Source organism: Myxococcus eversor (genome assembly GCF_010894455.1).
In the GTDB taxonomy this organism is placed as follows: Bacteria; Myxococcota; Myxococcia; order Myxococcales; family Myxococcaceae; genus Myxococcus; species Myxococcus eversor.
Map to the genome: position 1 here is coordinate 468,560 of NZ_JAAIXY010000003.1, position 23,869 is coordinate 492,428.

Annotated in this window: 20 protein-coding genes; 10 read left to right on the forward strand and 10 right to left on the reverse strand. The window is 70.2% G+C overall.

The genetic code is table 11. The features are described 5' to 3' along the window. Positions 1–12: 12 nt before the first annotated feature. Together G4D83_RS08755 and G4D83_RS08760 are read right to left on the reverse strand one after the other, a co-directional pair. Entirely contained in the window at positions 13–1,326 is a 1,314-nt protein-coding gene (locus tag G4D83_RS08755; protein ID WP_163864218.1) for a cytochrome-c peroxidase, read from the reverse strand. 194 nt (positions 1,327–1,520) lie between these two features. Then, a complete protein-coding gene (locus tag G4D83_RS08760; RefSeq protein ID WP_205522592.1) occupies positions 1,521–2,894 on the reverse strand; it encodes a DUF2156 domain-containing protein in 1,374 nt (457 codons plus the stop codon). Positions 2,895–3,387: 493 nt separating this feature from the next. Here G4D83_RS08760 and G4D83_RS08765 point away from each other — a divergent pair, with 493 nt between their 5' ends. The 3 genes from G4D83_RS08765 to G4D83_RS08775 all read left to right on the forward strand — a co-directional run bounded on the left by G4D83_RS08765 (position 3,388) and on the right by G4D83_RS08775 (position 6,843). Next, entirely contained in the window at positions 3,388–4,119 is a 732-nt protein-coding gene (locus G4D83_RS08765) for a hypothetical protein (RefSeq protein WP_240356220.1), read from the forward strand. Next, positions 4,116–4,703 carry a hypothetical protein gene (locus G4D83_RS08770; protein ID WP_240356221.1) on the forward strand — a complete coding sequence of 196 codons (588 nt, stop codon included), beginning with the start codon at positions 4,116–4,118 and terminating at the stop codon, positions 4,701–4,703. Before G4D83_RS08765 ends, G4D83_RS08770 begins: the two co-directional genes overlap by 4 nt. Positions 4,704–4,875: 172 nt before the next feature. After that, entirely contained in the window at positions 4,876–6,843 is a 1,968-nt protein-coding gene (locus tag G4D83_RS08775; RefSeq protein ID WP_163864220.1) for a CBM96 family carbohydrate-binding protein, read from the forward strand. A 10-nt stretch (positions 6,844–6,853) separates the two neighbouring features. Here the strand turns inward: G4D83_RS08775 and G4D83_RS08780 are convergent, their stop codons facing one another. From G4D83_RS08780 to G4D83_RS08790, 3 genes are all read right to left on the reverse strand, one after another. Next, a complete protein-coding gene (locus G4D83_RS08780) occupies positions 6,854–7,789 on the reverse strand; it encodes a biosynthetic peptidoglycan transglycosylase (RefSeq protein ID WP_163864221.1) in 936 nt (311 codons plus the stop codon). 63 nt (positions 7,790–7,852) lie between these two features. Further along, on the reverse strand, positions 7,853–8,515 hold the full coding sequence (locus tag G4D83_RS08785; protein ID WP_163864222.1) for an NlpC/P60 family protein: 663 nt from the start codon (positions 8,513–8,515) through the stop codon (positions 7,853–7,855). Positions 8,516–8,667: 152 nt separating this feature from the next. Next, positions 8,668–10,728, reverse strand: a complete 2,061-nt coding sequence (locus G4D83_RS08790; protein WP_163864223.1) for a sensor histidine kinase — start codon at positions 10,726–10,728, stop codon at positions 8,668–8,670. A gap of 133 nt (positions 10,729–10,861) precedes the next feature. On the opposite strand from G4D83_RS08790, the gene G4D83_RS08795 reads away from it, so the two are divergent. The 3 genes from G4D83_RS08795 (at position 10,862) to G4D83_RS08805 (ending at position 15,440) form a co-directional block, all read left to right on the forward strand. Continuing rightward, the gene (locus G4D83_RS08795) at positions 10,862–11,401 is read left to right on the forward strand and encodes a hypothetical protein (protein WP_163864224.1); all 540 of its coding nucleotides are present in this window, start codon (positions 10,862–10,864) and stop codon (positions 11,399–11,401) included. Positions 11,402–11,504: 103 nt separating this feature from the next. Beyond that, on the forward strand, positions 11,505–14,057 hold the full coding sequence (locus G4D83_RS08800) for a M1 family metallopeptidase (RefSeq protein ID WP_163864225.1): 2,553 nt from the start codon (positions 11,505–11,507) through the stop codon (positions 14,055–14,057). Positions 14,058–14,081: 24 nt separating this feature from the next. Continuing rightward, on the forward strand, positions 14,082–15,440 hold the full coding sequence (locus G4D83_RS08805) for a DUF6986 family protein (RefSeq protein ID WP_163864226.1): 1,359 nt from the start codon (positions 14,082–14,084) through the stop codon (positions 15,438–15,440). A gap of 37 nt (positions 15,441–15,477) precedes the next feature. Here the strand turns inward: G4D83_RS08805 and G4D83_RS08810 are convergent, their stop codons facing one another. From G4D83_RS08810 to G4D83_RS08830, 5 genes are all read right to left on the reverse strand, one after another. Further along, complete coding sequence (locus tag G4D83_RS08810; RefSeq protein WP_205522593.1) at positions 15,478–16,581, reverse strand: zinc ribbon domain-containing protein; 1,104 nt, start codon at positions 16,579–16,581, stop codon at positions 15,478–15,480. 14 nt (positions 16,582–16,595) lie between these two features. Beyond that, a complete protein-coding gene (locus tag G4D83_RS08815; RefSeq protein ID WP_163864227.1) occupies positions 16,596–17,663 on the reverse strand; it encodes a DUF2804 domain-containing protein in 1,068 nt (355 codons plus the stop codon). A gap of 112 nt (positions 17,664–17,775) precedes the next feature. After that, complete coding sequence (locus G4D83_RS08820; protein WP_163864228.1) at positions 17,776–18,948, reverse strand: ABC transporter permease; 1,173 nt, start codon at positions 18,946–18,948, stop codon at positions 17,776–17,778. Then, a complete protein-coding gene (locus G4D83_RS08825) occupies positions 18,945–19,679 on the reverse strand; it encodes an ABC transporter ATP-binding protein (protein ID WP_163864229.1) in 735 nt (244 codons plus the stop codon). Before G4D83_RS08825 ends, G4D83_RS08820 begins: the two co-directional genes overlap by 4 nt. Then, positions 19,679–21,160 carry an alpha/beta hydrolase gene (locus tag G4D83_RS08830; RefSeq protein WP_240356222.1) on the reverse strand — a complete coding sequence of 494 codons (1,482 nt, stop codon included), beginning with the start codon at positions 21,158–21,160 and terminating at the stop codon, positions 19,679–19,681. The genes G4D83_RS08825 and G4D83_RS08830 overlap by 1 nt, the downstream gene beginning before the upstream one ends. Before the next feature lie 151 nt (positions 21,161–21,311). Here G4D83_RS08830 and G4D83_RS08835 point away from each other — a divergent pair, with 151 nt between their 5' ends. The 4 genes from G4D83_RS08835 (at position 21,312) to G4D83_RS08850 (ending at position 23,850) form a co-directional block, all read left to right on the forward strand. Next, positions 21,312–22,154 carry an LEA/WHy family protein gene (locus G4D83_RS08835; RefSeq protein WP_163864231.1) on the forward strand — a complete coding sequence of 281 codons (843 nt, stop codon included), beginning with the start codon at positions 21,312–21,314 and terminating at the stop codon, positions 22,152–22,154. A 95-nt stretch (positions 22,155–22,249) separates the two neighbouring features. Then, the gene (panD, locus tag G4D83_RS08840; RefSeq protein WP_163864232.1) at positions 22,250–22,642 is read left to right on the forward strand and encodes an aspartate 1-decarboxylase; all 393 of its coding nucleotides are present in this window, start codon (positions 22,250–22,252) and stop codon (positions 22,640–22,642) included. A 97-nt stretch (positions 22,643–22,739) separates the two neighbouring features. Then, the gene (locus G4D83_RS08845; RefSeq protein WP_163864233.1) at positions 22,740–23,183 is read left to right on the forward strand and encodes a hypothetical protein; all 444 of its coding nucleotides are present in this window, start codon (positions 22,740–22,742) and stop codon (positions 23,181–23,183) included. 37 nt (positions 23,184–23,220) lie between these two features. After that, positions 23,221–23,850, forward strand: coding sequence for an EcsC family protein (locus G4D83_RS08850; protein WP_163864234.1), 630 nt, complete (start codon positions 23,221–23,223; stop codon positions 23,848–23,850). Positions 23,851–23,869: the final 19 nt, after the last annotated feature.

Sequence of the window (23,869 nt, forward strand, 5' to 3'; positions counted from 1 at the left end):
GACGGCGCCTCCTCAGGGCTGCTTCGTCGAAGCGGGTTTGGGCAGCGTCTCGGTGCCATACACACCGATGTCCGCCGGGTTCTTCACCGACAGGTCCGGATTGGGCGCCAGGTCTCCCAGGTTGCCCTTCTTCCCCAGCGCCACCGCGGTGTCCCGCTCCGGCCGCTGGCCCTTGCGCCCGCGCTGTCTCGCCAGTTCCTGACCGTTGTATTTCGTGAAGCGCTCGTCGGTCAGCGTGAAGAGGAAGGCCACCAGGTCATCGATTTCAGGCTCCGTCAGCCCCAGTCGCTGCATCCCACCGTCCAGGAACGGATTGGCCACCCCGCCCTTGTTGTAGTGGTCCATCACGTCCCACAGCGTCGGCAGCGAGCCGTCGTGCATGTACGGGCCGGTGATTCCGACGTTGCGCAGCGTGGGCGTCTTGAACGCGCCCACGTCGTTCTCCTGCTTCGTCACCAGGAAGCGCCCCAGCTCGGAGAAGCGCGTCTGCAGCGCCAGCTCGTCAATCTGCCGCTCGTCGCCCAGGCGGACGACCTTCACGCCCTCGCGCGCCAGCTGCGGGAAGTCCTGCTTGTGCGCGGCGACGCCGATGTTGTGGAACTTCTGGTCGCTGAACAGCGGCGACACCGCGTTGCCCGCGTGACAGGAGTTGCACCGCGCCTTGCCGTTGAAGAGGGCCCAGCCCCGGCGCTCCGACTCGTTGAGCGCCTTCGACTCGCCGTGGATGAAGCGGTCGAAGCGCGCGTTGCCGGAGAACTGCGTGCGCTCGAAGGCGGCGATGGCCGACGCCAGGTCGTCGTAGGTGATGTCCCGCTTGAAGACGGCCTGGAAGGCGGTGACGTACTCGGGAATCCCGCGCAGCTTCGTCACCACCGCCTCTGGCGAGGGCATGGCCATCTCAATCGGATTCAAGATGGGGAGCTTCGCCTGGTCCTCCAGCGTGGACGAGCGCCCGTCCCAGAACTGCGAGGCATTGAAGAGCGCGTTGAGCACCGTGGGGCTGTTGCGCATGCCCTTCTGGCCCTTCACCCCTTCGGCCACCGGCTTGCCATCCGTGAAGCCCTTGTTCGGGTCATGGCACGTGGCGCAGGACGTGCTGTCATCCAATGACAGTCGCTTGTCGTTGAAGAGCTTCTCGCCCAACGCCACCCGCTCGGGTGTCGGTGCCGCGCTCGCGGGCACCGACAGCTTCCACAGCACGAGCGACACCCCGGACGGCAATGGTGATGGTGGCGGAGCCGAGCTCTGTGTTTCGGGCGCGGCGTGGCCCTCATGGGCCCACAGCAACACGGCGAGCGACAGGGCAACGCCTGACGGCGTTCGCATGGTCACCCCTCCCAACCGGCAACGGACGACGCCGCGAGAAAGTCGCGGCGCCCGATGCCGGAACAGCTCTTTCTGGAAAACACCACTTTCCTCGGCCCGCGGTCCAGGAGACCGAAGGAGGAGTGTCCACCTGTGGAAACCCACGGGGTCCGCGAGGCGGATGAGGTGTTGAGTCCTGGAGGAAGCGCGGTGCGTCAGCGCGCGGGCAGACGGAAGGCGCGCGCGCGGACAAGCAACCCGGAGGCGGTGGCCGGCGCGAGCACGGCGGCGGTGATGACGAGCCAGTCCACGGGGCCCCGCGCGCGCTCCACGTTGTAGGTGGCGGCCTGCACGAAGGTGAGGCACGCGTCCGCGGCGGTGAGGCACACCAGCGCGGTGGCCAGGCTGTCCCGCCAGCGGCTCACCAGCGAGAAGAGTCCCACCGCCAACCCCACGTCGAACAACACCCAACTCCACTGCACGCGCATGGAAGGGAACCAGCGCGTGGTGGCGGGCAGCGCCAGCAGCGCCGTCCAGGGAATCAGCAGCACCGCCAGCCCATGCACCAGCAGCCGGGGCCGCCGCAGCAGCGTCGTCACGCCGAAGCGCAGCAGACTGCCACGCGCGAAGGCTCGGAGCGCGTCATACACGGCGAGCAGTTCCCCCCGGGGCTCGGGGTATGCGAGCTGGAGCGGCACCCAGGTGTCCGGACGGAACTTCGCCTTGAAGGCGCGCAGGCCCTCGAAGTCGAACAGCGGCTTGCCGCATGCGCGCGCCAGTCGCAGCCACGACGGTACGGGGCCCGCGAGCGGCGCCAGGCCCAGCGTCACGTAGCGCCGTCCCTCGGCGGAGGCCGCGCGCATCGCCGCGTCCACCAAGGCCTCGGCGGTGCCGTTGGGCGCCTCGGGGTCTCTCAAGAGGTCCTGGAGGAACCAGCCATCCCGAGCGTAGACGGGCGACACGAGCAGGACCCCCACCAGTTCGCCCTTCACCTCCGCCGCGAAGGCGCGCCGCTCCCGCGCGAAGGCATCCGGACGCAGCTGCACCAGGAAGCCCATGGGCGCCATGCGGCGCGAGGCCAGCCAGCGCTCGCGCAGTCGCTCCAAGGCCTGTCGCGTGGGGTGCTCGGCGTCCTCCAGCACCTGCGCGGAGAGCTCGCGCACCACGACGTCATGCGCGCGCGCTCGGCGGAGCTGTTCGCGCAGGCTCTTGCTGCCGCGCACCACCGACTCCCAATGCGAGGGCTCCCACACCGGCTGCTCACCGATGGAGAGCGACTGCATGGGCACCCACTCCATGAAGCGCGGCTCCGTGGCGAAGAAGCACACCCGCCGGCCCGCACGGCGCGCCGTTTCCTGGAAGCCCGCCACCGCGCGCGCCAGGAACTCCGGCGCGGTGATGGGCGCGCCCGCCGCCACCCATGCGCCGCCCGTGTCCACGTACGCGACGAAGGCATCTCCCGCCGGGTCGAACCAGTAGCGGAAGCCCGGCATCAACACCTGGAAGGACGTGGCGTTCCACCCGAACCGGCGCAGCAGCTCCAGTGCCCGCTCGCGCTCTTGCGTTCCTGCCTCGCCGTCGGCGTCCACGTGACTCGAGCTCCTCGGGCCGTCAGGGGCCCGCCAGGTTCCTCGCACCCAAAGCCCTCCCGACGCCGACGATGCGCGCCTGGCGGGACTCTCCAGGGATGATGCCCACCTCGCGGAGACGTGTCTCACGCCGCGTCACTCGCGGGCAGTCCACGCTGTCCTCGGCCATGAGGCGCACCGTGCCGGGCGGTGAGCTGGCCTCATACGCACCTCTGGAAATATGCCTCCACGGGAGGGCGCCCCACCTCGCCCTCCGAGCGCTCGCCTGTCCAGCAGGCACAGTGCGAAGCAAGCCGCACCGCCCACGCCACGACGCGGTGCGAAGCGGGCCACACCGCTCACTGCCGCCCACGCGCGGCACCACGAAGCTCCGGGCAGGTCGCGAATGACCGCGTGAAACATCTGTCGACAGTTCACCAAGTCGCGCGGTGCACGAGTCGACGCCGTGAAGCGACACGCTAGACACGGGGCCCCTTTCACAGGAGCTCCCGGCTTGAGTCCTTCCAGACGTCCCGGTGCCCCCAGTGGCGCCGGGCACATCCCGCCCTGCATCCTCGCCGTCCTGCTGCTCTCCACACCGTCCGCCGCCGAGCCTTCGACAGGCGTGCGCACCAACACCGCGCGCCTCATGGGCACCGACGCGGCCGAGGTCATCGACGCGCCCGTGCTCGGCCTCCAGCGCACCGCGCTGCCCCTGTTCGCGGGGCTGGCGGTGGACACCTCCGTCTACGCGGACGTGATGCTCGCGCCCAACGTGGGCTTGCGCTGGGCGATGGCGGCGGGCCCGCACCGCCTGGTGCTCGGCGCGCGCTACACGCGGTTCATCGGCGCCTCCGTCTACTCCAGCATCGTCGAGTCGGAGACGCCCTCCATCCAACGCTTCGAGCCGGAGCTAAGCGGCCCGTCCTTCTACGGCGTCTACGGCCTCGTGCTCGGTCCCCTGCTCGTGCAGGGCGAGGCGCGCTACGCGCACTACACCTCCGACTATCTGTCCTTCACGGGCGGCGTCGCCTTCAACTTCACGGGCCCCTGGTCCGTGGTGGGCGAAGCGGGCGTGCGGGTGAAGGGTGGAGCGACGCTCCGAGCCGCCGCGGGCCTCCGCTATGGAGGAGAGCACCTCGGCTTCGGACTGGGCGTCACCTACGTGGACCTGAGCGACCCCGCTGTTCCGGGAGAGGAGCTGCCCGTCCTCCCCGTCCTCGACCTCTCCTGGACCTTCCGATGATGACCCGCGCGCTCCTCGCTTCATGCTTCCTGGTGTTGTCCGGCTGCTCGGCTGAAATCGCCATCGAGACCGAGCCCTTCGACGTGCGGGTGCCCGTCACCTCCGTCCTCCAGCCCGTCTACGCGGAGGTGGCGTTGGACCTGCCCGAGGAGTCGGTGAACACCGAGGACCTGGACCTCGTGGTGGAACAGGTCGCCTCCACGCTCGACGTCGTCAATCCATCCACGACGCTGACGCTGCGCACCTCCATGCGACTGTCCTTCACCGGGCAGGCCACGCCGGAAGAGCCCCTCCTCTATACGGACCTGAACCGGCCCGCGTACTACACCCAGGCCGCGGAGATTCTCCCCTCGCGCGAGTTCAGACCCGCCAGTCGCACGGCGGTGCGCATCGACAGCCCCGCGCTGAAGGACGCCGTGGGACGCCGGCGCGTCTGGTTCATCGTCAGCAACACCGTGGCGCGCGGGGACCTCGGCGCGCCGCAGCTTCCGGTGGAAATCCTGCTCGAGAACATCGTCTTCCAGGCCGTGCTCACCAAGCCGTTTCCGGGCCTGGGCGGCGCGCTGGAGGTCGGAGGACTGTAGCCCACGCTTCGCCCCTCGCGGCCCTCACCACTTCCCTGGGACGGAAGCGCGCTGCCCTCGTCTCGCACTCCGGGACGAGGCGCGCGTCGTGCCGCGCACCGCGCTCGCCCGTGGAGCGCGGCACCCTCGATGCACAGCGAGCCCCCCACGAGTGTCGAGCCTGGGGGGATGGATGCGCGGAAAGTGGAAGGCGGGTTGGAGGGAAGCAGGGGTCGTCGCGGTCCTGGCCCTCCTTCCGCACTGCGGAGGGAGCACCTCGTCCCAGGGCGCCGAGCCCATGGTGCGGCAGGGAGACTCCGCCGCCGGAGGAGGCACCTTCGTCGCGGTCGCCGACGCGCAGGTGGACTCCTCGCGGCCCTCGATGAACCTGGGCGCGGAGGAGCAGCTCTGCGTGGACCGCTCACCCACCGAGTACCGCGCGTTCCTGCGCTTCCAGGTGAAGGGCGTGCAAGGCCGCGTGAAGCGCGCCACCCTGCGCCTGTTCGTCACCAATGGCTCGGAGGATGGTCCCGTCGTCCATCGCGTCGACGCCCGGTGGAAGGAAGACGAAGTCACGTACGACCGGCAGCCTGCGCCCTTGGGGACGCCCCTGGCCGACGCGGGAGCACTGCGCGCCGGAAGCTGGACGGAGCTGGACGTGACGCAGGCGGTGACGGGCAACGGCGACCTGAATCTCGGGCTCTATTCGACGGGTGTCGACGGCTCGGACTTCAGCTCGCGCGAGGACAGCAACCCCGCCCTGCATCCACGCCTCGTGGTGGAGCTGGAGACGGCCTCACCGAGACCTCAAGCCCCCGCGCCCGACTGGGTGCTCCACCGGGGTGGACACGGTGACGAGCAGGTGCGGGTGATGGCGACCGCGGAGAACGGCCTCGACTTCCTCGTGGCAGGCGCCTTCACCGGCAGCGGCGACTTCGGAGGCGAGGTCTTCCTGGGTGAGCGAGGCCTCGTCGTCGCGCGCTACGGAGCGGACGGCGCGCACCAATGGTCTCGCGCGTATGCCGTGGGCGAGCAGGTGGGAGCCACGGGGCTCGCCGTCGCGGACTCGGGTGAGGCGTGGCTGGTGGGGACGTATCAAGGCGCTCCCGACCTGGGCACGGGTGCGCTGCCGCGCATCGACGAGACACCGGGCACCGCGGGCTTCTTCCTCCTCAAGCTGTCACCGGACGGCGAGCCGCTCTGGTCCAAGGGCTTTCGCGCGGAGCACACCCCCTCGGCCTCTGGCGTCAGCCGCACGGCGATGGTGCGCGCCCAGGCCGTGGTCATCGACCCGCAAGGCAGCCTCGTCGTCACCGGCCACTTCCAGGGGGAGATGGGCCTGGGCCGAGGCAGGCTGTTCGCGGACCCGGGCAACCGGACGCGGGATGCCACCGTGACGGCGCTCTTCCTCGCGAAGTTCCATGCGAATGGCGCGCACGCCTGGTCCCTCGCGTTTCCAGGGGGAGACTCGGGCACGCGCGTGGAGGCGCTCGCCACGGATGGCTCGGGCTTCATCTACGTGGGGGGAGACACCGACTCCTCGTTGCTGGGAGCGACAGCGCCACGCACGCCCTTCCTCGGGAAGCTCTCCGCCAACGGCACGCCGCAGTGGTTCCGCGCGCTCAACGGAGCTCGCGGCAGTGTTCGCGCGCTCGCGCCGCTAGCACAGGGGGACGTGGCCTTCGCCGGTGACGTCAGCGGCACGTTCTCCTTCGGCGGAGAGCAGCACGACGCGAGCGAGGACGTGCTGCTCGGCACGCTGCACTCGACGGCCGCGGAGGGCTGGGTGCGGGTGTTGGGCGAGCGGGGCGCGGCACGGGCCCACACCCTGGGACTGAGCTCGGCCGGCGAGCTCTTCATCGGAGGGTGGACGCGAGATGAGCGCCTGGATTTGGGAGGCGGCGCGCTCGGCAAGTCCTCCGTCCCTCGCGGTGACGTCCTCCACTTCCTGGCGCGCTATGACGCCTCGGGTGCCCACCTCGACTCGCAGGCCCTGGGAATCACCGGCCCTGGCAACGTGGCGCTCCAGGTGACGCCCGGTGGCCAGGCGCGGGTCTGCATTCCATTCGAGGCGTCGGTGGCACCAGAGGACACGATGTACACCTCACGAGGCGAAGGGGACTTGTTGTTCCTCCAGCTCACCTCCGAGCCACGGCGCTGAAGCGCTCGCGTCACGCGTCGTCGCCCGTGTCCTCCTCTTCCTCGCCGCCGCTGCTCGCGGCGGGAGTCCGGCCCAGCAACCGGTCGATGTCCGTGCGGGCGGTGGCCGCGTCCTCGCCGGTGATGCGGCCCAGGGACGCAAGCTGATCGACAATCCAATGGGCGCGCTTCCACAGCGCCCGCGAGCCCGATTTCGGAGAGCGCTTGCGAGGCGCCGGCAACATCGCGGCGAGGATGGCTCCTTGCGCCACGGAGAGCTGGGAAGCGGACACGCCGAAGTGCTCACGCGCACCGGCATCGATGCCGTAGACGCCGTTTCCCCACTCCACGAGGTTGAGGTACAGCGCGAGGATGCGCTTCTTCGTGAGCGCTTCCTCCAGGCGGTGGGCCAGCACCAGCTCCTTCGCCTTGCGGAACAGGCTCCGGTCCGTGGACAGCCAGAGGTTCTTCGCGAGCTGCTGCGTGATGGTCGATGCGCCACGGCCGAGCTGGCGCTTCTCCCAGGCATCACCCATCGCCTTGCGCAACTCCGCCGTGTCCACCCCCTCGTGGCCGTAGAAGCCCCCGTCCTCGGACACCAGCACGGAGGCCACCGCGTGCCTGGAGATGGACGTGAGCGGCACCCACTGCTGTCGGCGGCGGACCTTCTTGCCTGCCTCCCGAGCCTCCTCGGCGCGCTGGTCCATCAGCGCCGTCGACTTCGGGTTCTCCCGCACCAGCGACTCGGCCTCCGGGAGCGTGACGTACTCATACACGCCGAAGCCGAGCAGCAGCACCGCCAGCCCGAGCAATCCCCGTCGCCGCCACGACTTGAAGCGCGGCGTCGGCGTGGTGCGGGTAACAGAGGGCGCCGGAGGAACAACGGCCACCGGTGACGCGGACTGGGGCACGGCCTCGGGTTGCTCCGAGGTCTCAGGGACTTCTGGTCGTCCGTCCGTGTTCGACATCAACGCCGTGCATAGCGCCTCCGGCCTCCGCCGTCACGCCCCCGTCCGGAGCCGTGTCCTCTCTCAGCGGAGAGCGCGCGACGCGGCGACGGGCTCCACCTTCCAGCGCTCATCGACCGAGGCGAACCCGGCCACCAGCTCTCCCGCCAGGTAGCCTCGGTTGCGCTTGTCGCGGCGACGGAGCCAGTCGTTGAGGACGCGGCCTTTGTCGTCCTTCCTCGCCTCGGGACGCGCCAGGTTGAAGCGGCTGCGCTTCACCCCGCCACCCGCGCGGTGGACGAACGTCACGGTGCCATCGGTCCCCACCCGCTCGACGATGCCGATGTGCGTGAGGCCGTCGTTGAGTTGCCCATCCTTGTTGCGGTCGATGGTCTCCCGGAAGAACACCAGGTCACCGGCGCGCGGCTCCTCGCGCAGTGCGCCCAGCGTGCCCGCCTTCCGGTAGATGGCCTTCACGCCATTCTCTCCGGGCAGCGTCAGCTCCGGCAGCAGGCTGAGGCCGGGCTTGCGGTACGCGAGCTGTGTCAGGCCCGAGCAGTCGTCGTTCACCGCCGTGCTCACCGTGCGCAGCGAGCCCAATCCCACCCAGCCCTTCGCACGCCACAAGGCCCGGTCCGACAAGGCCACGGGAGTAGCCCGCTTCGGCGGAGTGCGCCTCGCGGCCTCGGCCGTCCCGCCCCACACCCACAACCCCACCAACGCCCCGAGCCACGCTCCACGGTACATACCCGCACGACAGAGCAATGGGCGTGCCTCGCCACGGGCCCACTGGGGACGTTGGCTCGCGAACAGCTCCCCCACCTCCCCTTGGGGAATCTCTTTCCCACCCTGCTCCTCGAAGTCGCCCTGCTGGCGCTTCCACCCCCCAGCAACTCGCCTCAGGCTCCCGCCTGGGGCCGGGACTCCTCTCTCAACGAGAGCCCCGGCTCCACTGGCAGCTCCAGCACGAAGGACGCCCCCTGACCCGGAGTGTTGAGGACCTGGACGAAGCCGCCGTGCGCCTCCGCGATGCGTCGCGTCAGGTACAACCCCAGGCCCAGCCCGCCGTATTCGTGCGTGGAGACCGCCCGCTCGAAGGGGCCGAAGATGCGCTCCACCGCCTCGGGAGGAACACCGATGCCCCGGTCCGTGATGACCAGCCGGGCACGGTCGCCCACCTGGCCCAGCGCCACGTCGACCTGCTCCCCCGCGCCGAACTTGATGGCATTGGACACCAGGTTGAAGAGGGCCTGGTCCACGCGGTCCCGGTCCAACCAGCCACGCACCCGGGCGCCCGGGGTCGTCAACCGCAGCGGGGTCCGCGAGCGCGAGGCCTCCTCCATGGAGCGCTCCACCACCTCCTCCACCAGCGAGGTGAGGTCCACCCACTCGCGCCGCAGCTCCAGCCCGCCCGCCTTGAACAGGCCCACGTCCAGCACGTTCTCCACCAGTCGCGTCAGGCGGCGTGACTGGCGGGCAATCGCATCCAGGCGCTCCAGCAGGAAGCCCTGGCGAGGGTCATCCCGCAAGAGCCCCATCAACCCCTGCACGCGCAGGGTGATGGTGGCCAACGGCGTGCGCAGCTCGTGCGCCGCCACGGCGATGAAGTCCTCACGCACGGCGACGGCGTCGCGGGCCTCCTCCAACAGCCGCGCGTTCTCCAGCGCCATGGCGCACCTGCGCGCCACGTCCTCCGCCAGCACGTGCTCCCGCGTGCGTCGGCCCGTGCCCGAAAGCTCCATCGCCACCGCCAGCGCGCCCACCACCCGCCCGCGCACCTGCAACGGCACGAGCACCCCCGAGCCCTCCGCGCCAACCCATTCGCTCACCCGTGCCGGCAGCGGGGGAAATCCGCCTCGCAGCCCCACCTCGCGCGCCTGCGTCCACCCGGCCGCCGCCACCCGCTCCACCACGCCCTCGGCGTTCTGCAACCAGATGGCGGCGCCCGTCGCCAGCTCGGGCACGAGCAGCCGTGCCACCCGGGGCAGCGTGACGCTCCATTCGGGAGACTCGGCGAGCACCACGCCCACGGTGGCCAGCACGCGCTGCGCGACCTCCGCCCGTCGCCGCTCCGCCACCACGGCCGCCACCGTCAACGCCGACAGGCTGAGCACCGCCAGGAACACCTGCACGGACAGGCCGCGCTCCCACGCGGGCACGGGCAGCTCTCCGAAGGGCCCCCTGCCCAGCCTCGTGTATTCCACCGCCACCACGCTCATCACCGCGGACGCGGTCGCCGCCCCTCGCGGGCCCAGTCGCAGCGCCGCGGCGATGACCAGGGGAAACGCGGCGTAGGGCAACGTGGTGGAGATGGCCGCGGACTCCGTCGGGCCATCGATGTGGAAGACGAGCATGCCGACGAGCGCCACCGCGCCCATCAACAGGAAGGACTCCCCCAGGCGCCTTGGCGGCGAAGACGCGCGCGTCACCGGCCACCACGTCAGTATCAACGGCGCGACGAGCACCGTGCCCAGCGCGTCGCTGAGCCACCAGACAATCCACTCGCGCCCGAACGATGCCGAGCCCAGCCACTTCGTCGCGGCGAGCGCACCCAGCGTGGCGCTCGGCAGCGCGCCCACCACTCCCCCGAGCATCAACAATCCAGTGACATCCCGCACCTGGTGAAAGCGCACGGCCGGCCCCACCCAGCGCCGCATCAGCGCCGCGGCCAGCCAGGTGCGCAACACGTTGCCCAACGCCCAGGTCGCGGACAGCCCCCAGGGCAGTCCCTGGGACAGTACCGAGCCCAGCTCCGCGGCGAAGACGGCGGCCAGCAGGGCGGGCCACATGCGCGTGGGGGAGCGCAGCAGGAACGCCAGCGTCAACCCCGCGGGCAGCCAGAGGACCGCGCTGCTCAGGGGCGGGAACACGAAGTGGGAGCTGACGACCTTCAGGACCTCGAAGGACACCGCGAGCAGTACCGCGCGCTCCCAGGCGGCGCGCCCCAGCGTGAGTGCCATTCCGACCCCCACCGCAAGGTAGGCAGGCCCGGGCGAGGAAGCGCGGCGAGGCCAGGGGAGCGGGAAGGCCCATGCTCGGAGGACCGGATGCGGGCGCGCCCGCGCCCCATGCTCGCTAGAGTGTCGCCGCCCCGTGCCCTTCGCCTACTACGAGCAGCTCAGCCCCGAGCAGCAACGCATCTATCGGATGAGCGATGGAGTGACGGCCCTCCGGGTGAGGGAGCCCACGACGCTGCGCCCCCAGGTGGAGGCCGTGCGAGAGGCGCTGGCCTCCGGCGAGCGGGCCCCGCTGGAGCGCGCCACCGCGAAGCTCGGCGGTGCGCTGTGTGAGCGACTGGATGTCGCCCCCGTCCGGGTGGAGGTGCTGGAGGTGCGGCCCTCGTCCGAGGAGGGCGAGCTGCATGGGCTCTACACCTGGGAGCCGGGGCGCAGGCCTCGACTCCAGGTCTGGATGCGCACCGCGAAGCAGGCGCGCGTGGTGGCCTTCCGCACGTACCTGCGCACCTTCCTGCATGAGCTGTGTCATCACCTGGACTTCCAGCTCCTGGAGCTGTCCCACTCATTCCACACGGACGGCTTCTTCCAGCGCGAGTCCAGCCTCTTCCACCAGTTGGTCCCAGGCCCCGCGCCGCGCGGACGGAAGAAAACCCCGGGGGGAGAGTCGGGGCCGTAAGGGTGTGGCGGACGACACCCCACCCGGCGGACGACAGGTTTCTTGCACCCGGGTGACAGAAGTGGGAACGCGCGCCGCGAGCGAGGCTAGATTCCGCCTCCCTATGGCGCATCCGACCGAAGACAAGAACTTCCGGCTCCCCACCGCCGTTCGCCCCTCCCGCTACGCGGCCACGCTGACCCTGGACCTGGACGCGAAGTCCTTCTCCGGACAGCAGACCGTCGACGTGGAGCTGGCCGAGCCCACGCGCGAAATCATCCTCCACGCCATCGCCCTCCAGTTGGGCGACGTCACCTTCCGCTCGGGCAATGCGCAGCACAAGCCCGCGTCCATCCGGCCCGTCGCGGTGAGCGAGACGGTGGTGCTGACCTTCGACGCGCCGCTGCCCAAGGGCCCCGCCACGCTGGAGCTCGCGTGGACGGGCCCCTTCACGGACGGCCTGCGCGGCCTGTACATGGCGGGCAAGGTGGCGGCGACGCAGTTCGAGGCCGCTGACGCGCGCCGCGTCTTCCCCTGTTTCGACGAGCCCGCCTTCAAGGCGAAATGGGCCCTCGGCGTGCGCGTGCCGAAGGGGCTCGCGGTGCTGGGCAACGGCACCATCATCAAGGAGGAGCAGGACGGCGCGCTGACGAAGGTGACGTTCCAGGAGACGGAGGTCCTCAGCAGCTACCTCATCGCGCTGGTGGTGGGCCCGCTGGTGGGTACGCCGGAGCAACTGGTGGGCGGCGTGCCGGTGCGCACCTGGGCGCTGAAGGAGAAGGAGCACCTGACGCGCTTCGGTCAGGACGTGGCGCTGGCGGTGCTGCCCCGGCTCCAGGACTACTTCGGCCTGCCGTATGCCTTCACCAAGGTGGACCAGGTGGGCATCCCGGACTTCGAGGCGGGCGCGATGGAGAACGCCGGCCTGATTACGTACCGCGAAGTCGCGCTGCTGCTGGACCCGGCCACCGCGCCCCTGTCCGTGCAGAAGCGCGTGGCGGAAGTCGTCACGCATGAGCTGGCGCACCAGTGGTTCGGCAACTGGGTCACCATGGTGTGGTGGGACGACCTCTGGCTCAACGAGGCGTTCGCCACGTGGATGGCCTTCAAGATTGTCGACCAGTGGAAGCCCGAGTGGCGCATGTGGCTGGACTTCGACTCGCACCGCACCAGCGCGCTGTTCCTGGACGCGCTGAAGTCCACGCACCCCATCCACGGCGAGGTGCGCAACGCGGGCGAGGCCGGTGAGAGCTTCGACGCGATTACGTACGAGAAGGGCGGCGCGGTGCTGCGGATGATTGAGGGCTTCCTCGGGGAGGGCCCCTTCCGCGACGGCATCCGCCTGTACATGCGCAAGCACGCGCGCGCCAACGCGGTGAAGGAAGACCTCTGGAACGCGCTGGGCGAGGCGGCGAAGCAGCCGGTGGAGGAGCTGGCCACCGCGTGGGTGGGCCAGAGCGGCTTCCCCCTGGTGACGGCGCGCGTGGAGGGCCACGAGGTGGCGCTGTCACAGCAGCGTTTCTATTCCGAGCCCGGCGTGGAGAGCGGCGAGAAGTGGCCGGTGCCCATGGTGCTGCGCTACGAGGACGGCACGGGCGTGCGCGAGCAGCGGGTGCTCCTGCGCGACAAGCAGGCCACCGTGAAGCTGGAGGGCTCCGGCGCGGTGAAGTGGCTGTGCGCCAACGCGGGCTCCACCGGCTTCTACCGCGTGGCCTACGACAAGGCGTCGCTCGCGGGGCTGACGTCGAACCTCCAGGCCCTGGCGCCCTCGGAGCGCATCTCCCTCCTGGCGGACCAGTGGGCGCTGGTGCGCTCGGGACGGGACTCGGTGGCGGACCTGTTGGATCTGGCCGCGCGCTTCGGGAACGAGGAGGACGACTCCGTCCTGGACGAGCTGGTGGGCAGGCTCGCATACGTGGAGAGCCGGCTGGTGGACGGCGAGGACCAGGCGCGCGTGCGCGCATGGGTGGAGAAGCTGCTCAGCCCGGGACTCAAGAAGCTGGGCTGGCAGGCGACGGCGGGCGAGTCGGACCGGGTGAAGCTGCGGCGCTCCGCGCTGGTGCGCGCGGTGGGTGGCCTCTCGCGCAGCCCGGAGGCACTCGCGGAGGCCCGTCCTCGCGTGGCGCGCATGCTCCAGGGAGAGCGTGACGCGCTGGAGCCCAACCTGCTCGACGCCGCGGTGGCCATGGTGGCGCGCGCGGGGGACTCGGCCCTCTTCGACACGTTCCTCCAGAAGATGCCGGGGGAGCCGGACCCGGCCACGCAGCGCCGCTACCTGATGGCGCTCACGACTTTCGAGGACCCGGCGCTGGCCGAGCGCGCGCAGGGCCTGTTCTTCTCCGACACGGTGAAGACGCAGGACGTGGCCAGCTTCGTGACGGGGCTCCTGGCCAACCGCACCGGCCGCGACGCGTGGTGGGCGCAGATGCGCAAGCAGTGGAAGGAAGTCGTGGCGCGCACGGGCGGCGCGCCCATGCTGGTGCGCCGAATCGTGGAGTCGCTGGGCATGCTGCGCACGCGCGAGCAGTTGGAGGCGGTGAAGGCGCTGCTGAAGGACCAGCCGGTGAGCGACGCCAACCAGGCCACCGCGCAGACGCTGGAGCGGCTGTCCCAGGACGTGGAGCTGCTCGAGCGCTGCGGCCCCGAGGTCTCCGCGTGGCTGAAGCGCCAGGCCTGATGCACACCTCCTGAGAGGCTCTCGATGAAGACCACCTTGACGCCCTCCAGCCTCTCCGACGCGCGTGAGTCCCTCCGGCGGGCCAACGCCGAGCTCGCGCGCGCCTACCCGGGGGACTCCCCGCGTCGCCAGCCCGTGCACGTCGTGTACGGCGGCGCCCACCTCTTCCGCGCGGAGGCAGCGCGGAAGCTGGGGAACCTGGCGCTGGGAGCCATGAAGGACTACGCGCCGGACGCGGCGGAGCTGGCCCACGGGCTGGGCTTGCCGCAGCGGGGCCGCTTCGCCCAGCGCGTCTACGAGCGCGTGCTGGACAAGCTCGCGCGCGAGCCAGTGGAGGACTACCGCATCGACTTCGAGGACGGCTATGGCCACCGTCCCGACGCGGAGGAGGACTCGCACGCTGTCTCCGCCGCGCGGGAGATGGCACAGGGACTGGCGCAGGGCTCGCTGCCGCCGTACGTGGGCATCCGGGTGAAGTCCTTCACCGAGGAGCTGTTCGAGCGGTCCTCGCGCACGCTGGACCTCTTCGTCACCACGCTGCTGGAGCACAGCGGAGGCAAGCTGCCTCCGTCCTTCGTCGTCACCCTGCCCAAGGTCTCCGCGCCCGAGCAGGTGGCGGCGCTCGCCCGAATCCTGGAGGTCCTGGAGACGGAGCACGGCCTCGCGCGCGGCTCCATGGGGCTGGAGCTGATGGTGGAGACGCCGCAGGCCCTCTTCGACAAGGAGGGGCGGCTGCACCTGCCGGCGCTGGTGGCCGCGGGCGCGGGGCGGTGCTCCAGCGTGCACCTGGGGCTGTATGACTACACCGCCGCGCTCAGCGTCAGCGCCCACGTGCAGGGCATGCTGCACCCCGCCTGCGACTTCCTGCGGGACTTGGTGCAGGTCTCCCTCGCGGGCACCGGCATCCAGTTGGCCGACGGCGCGACGAACGTGATGCCCATACCGCCGAACAAGAAGCAGGGTGACCTGCCGCTGCTGCCCACGCAGCTGCGCGAGAACAGCGAGGCGGTTCAGCGGGTGTGGCAGCTCTCCTATCGCCACATCCGTCACTCGCTGGAGCGAGGCTGGTATCAGGGTTGGGACTTGCACCCCGCGCAGCTCCCCGTGCGCTACGCGGCCGTGTATGCCTTCTTCCTCGAAGGCCTGGACACCGCCACCCGTCGCCTCAAGGCCTTCATGGAGAAGGCGGCCCAGGCGACGCTGGTGGGTGACGTGTTCGACGACGCGGCCACGGGTCAGGGCCTGCTCAACTTCTTCCTCCGGGGCCTGAGCTGCGGCGCGCTCAGCCAGGACGAAGCGCTGGCCAGCGGCCTCACGCTGGAGGAGCTGCGAAGCCGCTCCTTCCGCGCCATCGTCGAGTCACGCCGCGCCCGCGTCGCGTAGACGGGCGCCTCCCGCCGGGAGGACTCAGCTCCCGGCGTCAGCCCGGGCCCGGCGGCGCATCCTCGCCACCCGGAGGTGTGTCCCCTGTCCCGTGGTTCGCCGCGCGATGCGCGCGCACCAGGGCCACGTCGATGGCCACCGCGCCGAGCAGGAAGAGCAGCGGGCCCGCGCTCATCCCCAGGCCCAGCAGTCCCCACAGGGTGACGACACCGGCCAGGATGTACGGGAGCATGGACGGCATGGCGTCACGCGCACGCGGCACGGCGGCCAGCAGCCCCAGGGACATGAGGGCCAGGACGATGAGCGGCGCACCGGGCCGGGCGCGTCCCGACTTCGCGAAGAAGGTGGACGTGTTGGTGATGCCGGGCTTCCACGTGTACTTGCTGTCCGTATACGTGTGGCCCGTGGGACGGCCGGTGCTGTCCGTCTCGTACACGAACCTGTCGTCGTAGCCGTAGCCGCCCAGGGACGTGGACAGGCGCATCCCCGTGCCCCAGGAGAACAGCAGCGACAGCGCGCACACGGCCGCGCCCGCGCACACCCACTGCTTCAACCGCGAGGCCTCGGGCGAAGGCCGCAGCTCGGGCGCCGAGGCGGAAGACGCCTGGAACACGCGCCACTGCACGTAGCCCAGGACGACGGCGGCCCCTATCCAGACGAGCGGCACCAGTCCGAAGCCCAGGGACAGGAACGCGAAGGTGATGGCCAGCGCCGTGAAGAGGGGAAGAAAGGCCGGGTGCGCGGCAACCTGGGCCAGCTTCTCCAGGGGCGGCGGGACGGGGCGACCCGCGGCGCTCCACTCCCGGGCACCCAGGAGCACGCTGCCCGCGAGCATCGTCACGGACCACGGCAGGCCGATGCTCCCACCGAGGATGGGAAGCCCTGGCAGGAGCACGGCGGCGGCGACGAGCCCCGAGCCCAGCAGCGGCAGCGAGCCTCCCGGCAGTCGCTCCCGCAGGCGAGGGTCCTCCAGAATCGACTGCACGGCGCGGCCCGCGGACTCGGCGGTGCGCCGGGCGGACTCGGCGGTCTCCTCGGAGATGAGCGGCTTGTCGAAGGAAGACTTCACGTCCCGGCCACAGTGGGGACACGCGGCGATGCGCGCTTCGGGAAGGGGCTGGTGGCAGTGGGGACAGGACATGGGAGGCACGACGCTCACCAGAGCATGTCCTGGTCCTCGGTGACGCCGGGGACGTTGGAGAGCTGGAGCGTCTGGCCGCCCACCGTCACCGTGCCCTCGAAGAAGCCCACCGGCTGCGCGAAGTGGCTGATGATGAGGCGCAGGTTGCGCTCCTCGCGGTGGACGTAGAAGGGCTGGAAGCGCAGGTCCACCGCGCCGTCCACCGTCGTCAGCTTCCACGGCGCGAGCAGGTTCTTCGCGTCGTACTCGAAGCGCGCGCGAGCCAGCGGGTACAGCCTGTCGCCGAGCCACAGCGCATTCTCGTTGGCGTCGGCGTTGCTCTCGTTGAAGCCCTCGACGAGGTTGAGCCCCACGGGCGTGCCGTCCGCGAGCCGGCCCGCGGCGAAGGCCCAGCGCCAGGCCGTGTGCCGCGCCAGGTAGCCCTGCGTGTAGTCGATGCCGCCCACGCCTCCGTCCAGCCGGAAGCGCTTGCCGCCCGCCTCCAGGCTGCCGAAGGACAACAGGCCGTTGCGCTTCATCGTGACATTCACGAGCCCGTCACCCTGTACGGGGGCAATCACCGTCAGCGCGGGAGGGCCGCCCGCGACGAGCAGCTCGCCGGCCCACTGGAAGGTGTTGAGGCTGCCGGTGCGCACGCGGCTGACGTCCACCGCCACCTGGTAGCGCTCGTCCTCCTCGCCCCGGCGGATGGACAGCTTTCCGCCCAGCGTCCGGAAGGACGCGGAGAGTCCCGCGCCGGGCTTGTCTCCCAAGGACAGCATGGGGCCTGGAGCGCCCAGGAAGCTCACGTCACACAGCGGCTTGCGCTCGTGCAGGTCCAACGCCACCGCGAAGGCGCTGGCCGAGTAGCCCAGGTCCACCACCGCGAAGAGGGCGGCCACCTCCGGCGTCGCCACGAAGGTGTAGTGCCACCGCTTGCGCTTGAGCAGGCGCGTGGTCCGGGCTGGAGCCCACCGTCCCAGCAGCTTGGGGAGGTCCACTTCGGGCAGCTCACCCTGGTACGTGCCGAATCGGGGCTCACCTTGCGCGGTGGCCACGGAGGCCGGCGCCAGGGGCAGGAGGGCTTCTCTCTCGGGCGTCATTCCCCGCCCATTGGAAGCCAACCGCCGGCCGAAGTCACTCCGGCTCGGCGGGAATGGGCGGGAACCGACGCTTCGACGACATTGGCAGTGACTGTCGGTGTGCCTCGGCTCCTCAGCTCCGGCCGAAGATGATGCGCTCCTGGGAGAGCAGCCGCTGGGTGGCGGCCAGGGCCACGAGCGCCAGCGCGATGTTGGACACGATGGCGACGAGGAAGGGCACCGGCCCCAGCGACTCGCCTCGCATCACCTCTCCCGCGAGCAGTCCCTGCCCCAGCGCTGGCACCGCGAACATCCACGCCTTCGCCTGTATCGGAGACATCGATATCAACGCGCCCGGGAGGGTGGGCAGCATGACCAGCAGGGACAGATACGTCTGCGCTTCCTTGAAGGAGCGAGCATAGGTGGACACCCACATCTGGAGCGCGGAAGCGCCGAAGGCCAGCGGGAGAATCGCGACGGCCATGCTCAGGATGGCCGGCCCGTCGAACCGCGCCTTCACCCCGACGTCCTCGAGCGGCAGCTGTCGCACCACGAGCGCGAAGACTCCCAGCGTCACCAGCGTCGAGGCCATGGCGAAGCTGACAGTGGCCAGCCACTTGCCCAGGACGATGTCTCCGCGAGACGCGGGGTTGAGCAGCAGCGGCTCCAACGAGCCGCGCTCACGCTCACCGGCCATGGTGTCGCTGGCCACCTGCAGGCCCCCCGTGAAGGCCATGATCATCAGGAAGAGGGGCACCATGTTGAGCATCAGGGCGGCGGCGCGCTCCGGCGTGGAGAGGTCCAGGTCCTCCACCAGAATGGGGCGGGCCAGCTCCGGAGCCACACCGCGAGCGATGAGCCGCTGGGTCGCCACCTGTTGCGAATAGCCCTCCAGGAGCCGCCGCGCGCGCTGCACGGTGGCGCGTGCGGACTGGCGCGAGCTGTCCACCACGAGGCTCACGTCGGCGGTGTGCCCGGCGGAGAACGACTTGCCGTAGTCCTGGGGGACCACGAGCACCAGGTCGAGCTTTCCCGCGCGGATGAGGCTCTCATGGTCCGCGGGAGCCTCCTTCAGCTCCGCGCCGTTGCGCGCGAGAAAGGCCATCAGGCTGGGCGCATGCTCGCGGCCGATGACGGGCACCTCCAGGACCTTGTCCTGCCGGGTCCAGGAGGCGATGAGGCTGAACAGGACCAGCGTCAGCAAGGGCCCCGTCATCCCCGTCACCAGGGACGTGAGAACCGAGCGCCTGTCTCTCAGGTGGTCCTTCATCTCCTTGCGGAAGACCGTCGCAATCAATCCCCTCATTGAACCAGCCCCTGCTCACTGCCGATGACGGTGACGAAGGCCTCCTCCAGGCTGTCCTTGCCGGTGCTCGCGCGCAGCGAGTCCGGGGTGCCGTCCGCCACCACGCGGCCATGCGCCACCACCACGACGCGCTCGCACAACGCGGCCACCTCCTGCATGACGTGGCTGGAGAAGACGACGCAGCGCCCCTCGTCCTTCAGCCGGCGCAGCAGCGTGCGCACCGCGCGCGTGCTCATGACGTCCAGCCCGTTGGTGGGCTCGTCCAGGAGCACGTTGCGAGGCCCGTGCACCAGGGCGCGCGCCAGCGCCACCTTCACCCGCTCTCCCTGGCTGAAGCCCTCCGCGCGGCGGTCCGCGATGTCCTTCATCTCCAACAGGTCCACCAGCTCGTCCACGCGCTTGTCGAGCGCGGCGCCCGACAGGCCATGCAGCTCGCCGAAGTACCTCGCGTGCTCGCGGGCCGTCAGGCGCGGGTACAGGCCCCGCGCGTCCGGCAGCACACCCAGCGCGCGACGGGCCTCCGCCGGACGCGTCACCACGTCCACGCCGTCCACGCTGGCGCTGCCCTTGTCCGGCCGCACCAGCGTGTAGAGCATCCGCAGCGTCGTCGTCTTGCCCGCGCCGTTGGGGCCGAGCAGGCCCGTAATCATCCCGTCCTCGGCGGTGAAGGACACGTCCTCCACGGCGGTCACCGGGCCAAAGCGCTTGTGCAGGTTCGCGGCTCGAATCATCAGGGCACGGGGCCAGCGAAGGAGGTGAAGACAGGGGGGCGGGTGAGGTTCGCGCCGCAAGCGGGCTTGAGCCCCTCCACGGCGCCGCTCGCCACGAGCTGCTGCATCAGCGCGAGGGCACAGTCGGCGCCCAGCGTGTTGTGGCCCACGCCGGGCACCACCACGTGGAGCGAGCGCGACAACGTGCGCCTCGCGTCGTCGGCCCACGAGGGCGGCGTCACCGGGTCCAGCTCTCCCGAAAGCAGGAGCGTGGGCACGTCCGACACCACCGGCTCGCGGTAGCCCGCGGGCAGCGCGGCGCGGGGCCAGTCCTGGCACACGGAGAGCGCCTGCAGACCGACGTCCGCTCCGAACCAGGTGCCCTTCGCCTCCGCCTCCACCTTCGCCCCGTCGAAAAAGGGCGCGTCCTCCGCGCACAAGACAGCGTAGAGCAGCCCTGGGCTCATCCCGCGCCGCGTGTCGTTGAGCAGTCCCACGGCCACCGCGGTGAACGCCCCCCAGTCGTCGCGCGACGCCTGGTCGAGCATCAGCGGCACCAGCGAGGCGGAGTTCGCGCTGTACAACTGGCTGCGCAGCACGCCGAGGAAGGCCCGCCGCGACAGGACGACCTCCTCCGGCTTGCCCGTCAGCGGGTGCGCCACCCGCACGCGCTGAGGCGTCTCCAGCTTCGACAGCAGCGCCTCCGTGCGCGCGCGCAGCTCGGGATAGGCCTTCGCGCACGCCGCGTCCTGTTCGCAATGGACGAGCAGCAGGTCCAGCGCGCGCTGACCGTCGCGGGGCATGTACAGGGGCAGGTACATGCTCATCGGCGCCACCCCGTCGAGGATGGCCGTGCGCACCCGCTCGGGGTGCTGGCGCATGTACACCAGCGCCGCGCGCGTCCCGTAGGAGATGCCCCACAGGTTGAGCTTCTCGTAGCCCAGCGCCGCGCGGACCTCGTCCAGGTCGTCCATGGCCACGGGCGTGGTGTACTGGCGCACGTCCGCGTCCCAGCCCTCGCGGCACTTCTTCATCCGAGGGAGGAGCTGACTGTCATCGAGGGCCTCCGACAAGCTCTCGCCTTCGTCCGGGTCGCAGTCCAGCGGGTTCGAGTCACCGGTGCCGCGCTGGTCCACCAGCAGGATGTCGCGGTGGCGGCGGATGCGCTCGACGGTCGGCAGGATGAACGCCATCCGCGTGGCCGCCTGCCCGGGGCCTCCCGCCAGGAGCACCAGCGGGTCGGGCTGGGGCTGGGCCGCCAGCGCGGGCACCACCACCACCCTCAACGACAGCTTGCGGCCCGACTTCGCCGCGCGGTCCTCGAAGACCTCGTATGTCCCGCACTGCGCCTGGGGCGCCAGGCCCTCCAGCCGGCAGGGCTTCAGCGCGATGCGCGGCGCCTCGGCCGCCGAGGCGCCACCCCGATTGCACGACGCCAGCGCCCACCCCAACAACCCCAGCGCCAGCGCGCGCCAGGCCCTACGCGGAACACAAGTAGGCATGTGTGGCCTGATCTCCGTCAACGGCGATTCCCTGTGTAGAGTGCGGGCTTTGTACCGCATCCCAAAATTGTACGCGCGAAGGGGTATACCCCTCACGAGCGAGCGCCCCGCCGTGAATCCCCGCCGCGAGGGACCGTCTGGTGATACGCCCATGCCCACGATGAAACGCGCCGTCCTCGTCCTGGCCGCTCTCTGCTTCACCACGTTCAGCGGCTGCGCCTCCCTGCAGAAGACGCTGAAGGGGGTCTTCAAGAAGCCCACCCTCTCCTTCAAGACGGCGCGGCTCTCCAGCGCGTCGCTCTCCGACGCCACCGTCGACCTCGTCTACGAGGTGAACAACCCCAACGGCTTCGGTCTGGAGCTGGCGAGCATCGACTACTCCTTCTTCGTCGAGGGCAAGCAGGTGGTGGCCGGCAAGCCCAGGAAGGGCCTGAACCTCAAGGCCAACGGCAGGAGCGAGCTCGTCTTCCCCGCCAACGTGAAGTTCGCGGACATCGTCCCCGTCGTGGAGACCTTCCTCAACAAGGACCGCGCGTTGTTCAAGGCCCAGGGCAGCGTCGGCGTGCAGACGCCCATCGGCGTGCTGAACTTCCCGCTCGAAAAAGAGGGCACCTTCGACGTGCCCAAGATTCCGCAGGTGTCCTTCCAGCCGCCCCGCATCACCAACGTCGGCCTCACCAGCGCCACGGTGGAGTTCCCCCTGGCCATCACCAACCGCAACAGCTTCCCCCTGCCCGTCGCCGGAATCACCGGCGCGCTCAAGATCGCCGGCGCGGATGTGGGGACGCTGTCCACCGGAAACCTGGGCATGCTCGACGGCAGCGGGACGAAGCAGGTGACGCTCCCGCTCACCATCCACTTCGCTCGGGCGGCCTCCGCGGCCATGGCCCTGCGCTCGGGCGGAAACGCCAAGCTGAGCCTGGATGGAAAGTTGACCTCGGACACCCAGTCCGTGCCGCTCAACCTGAGCCAGCTCGTCAACATCGTGAAATAACGCCCGTCCGGGCAGCAGGCGGGCGGGATTCAACCTCGATGTTGTCCCAGGGCGCCCTTGCCGTTACGGTTGGGCGCCCCTTGGGGACACACGCCATGCGCCGCATCCTCTTCAAGTCCAAGATTCACCGCGCGACGGTGACCCAGGCCGACCTGGATTACGAAGGCTCGGTCACCATCGACCAGAACCTCCTGCGTGCGGCGGACATCATCGCCAACGAGAAGGTGGCCATCTGGAACGTCACCCAGGGCACCCGCCTGGAGACGTATGCCCTGGAGGGCGAGCCCGGCAGCGGCGTCATCTGCATCAACGGCGCCGCCGCCCACCTCAACAAGCCCGGGGACCTGGTCATCATCGCCACGTTCGCGGAGGTCGAGGAAGCAGAGGCCCGCGCCTGGAAGCCCACCGTCGTCTTCGTGGACGCCCAGAACCGCATCGTCCCGGGACAGACGGAAGAGATTCCGGGGCCCGCTCGCCGGCTCGCCTGAGGGCAGTCTCCCTCTCGTCGCTTTCCCCTCCGCGCGCCTTTTGCCATGCTCGGCCCACCTTTAGAGGGGGGCCCATGGCCCCGGAGGAATCACCACGATGAGGCGGATGTGGGTGGGAGCCAGCGTGCTCGCGCTGGGACTCTCCGGTTGTTCCGCAGTGGGCTCTTTCCGGCCCAACCCCAATGACGAGGATCCGCTCTACGGAGCCATCCCCGTCGTCAAGGCGCCCCTCGAAGTTCGCTGTGTGGCGCACGGGAAGTCATCGGTGCGCTCCAGTTGCGACGAGGCGCTCTACCTGGCCACGGAGTACACCCGGCGACTGTCCGTGGGCGACGAAGTCTGCCTGGAGGGTGGCTACGGCGAGGAGCCGGGTTATGCCTGCAAGGCGCGCGCGGCCGTCATCGACACGTCCCCCAACCAGATAAAGCTGGAGGTGCGAGGAGCAAAGCCGGACTCGCGCTGGTTCAACGTGGAGATGCGGCACGCCTGGTACGAAGAAGGCGCGCTGGTGGACCTCTATCTCTCCGAGCGGGGTTATTAGAGGACGCGGGACACCCGCCCCAAGAGGAGCGTCGACAATGGGCTTCTACGACAGCGTGGCCGAGCGGCTGGCCTTCATGAAGAAGCTGACGCCCGCGGAGCTGAAGAAGCTCGGCTCGGCGCGGCTGTCGGACATCGTTCTCCAGGAGACGAAGCGCGCCCGCGTGCGGGTGGCGGAGCTGGAGAAGCGCTACCCCCGCGCGGAGGTGCGGGAGCTGGCGCAGCGCCTGGTCGACGAGAAGAAGAACCTGGCCAGCATGGTGGGTGGGGTGAGCGGCGTCTTCGGACTCGTCGCGCTGCCGGCCGACCTGCTCTTCATGGCGTATCTGCAGATCATCCTGCTCACCGACCTGGCCACGCTCTACAAGGTCAACCTCAAGACGGAGCGCGCGCGCGGGGAGATGTTGGACCTGTTCGGCTACGCCAACGGTCTGGGCCCCATCCAACGCTCCAGCCCCAAGGTGCTGGGGAAGCTGGCCGCGCTGATGCTGGAGAAGGGCGGCCTGCACACGCTGGGGCGCGCCATGCCGCTGGTGGCCGCGCCGATAACGGCCTACTTCAACAACCAGCACATCCAGCGCGTGGGCGAGCAGGCCGTGCGCTTCTACGAGGGCTTCGACAAGGCCCACGCCAAGGCCAAGGCCGGCCGCCACCAGCAGGCCAGCTGAAGGCCACGGGCCGTGCGGA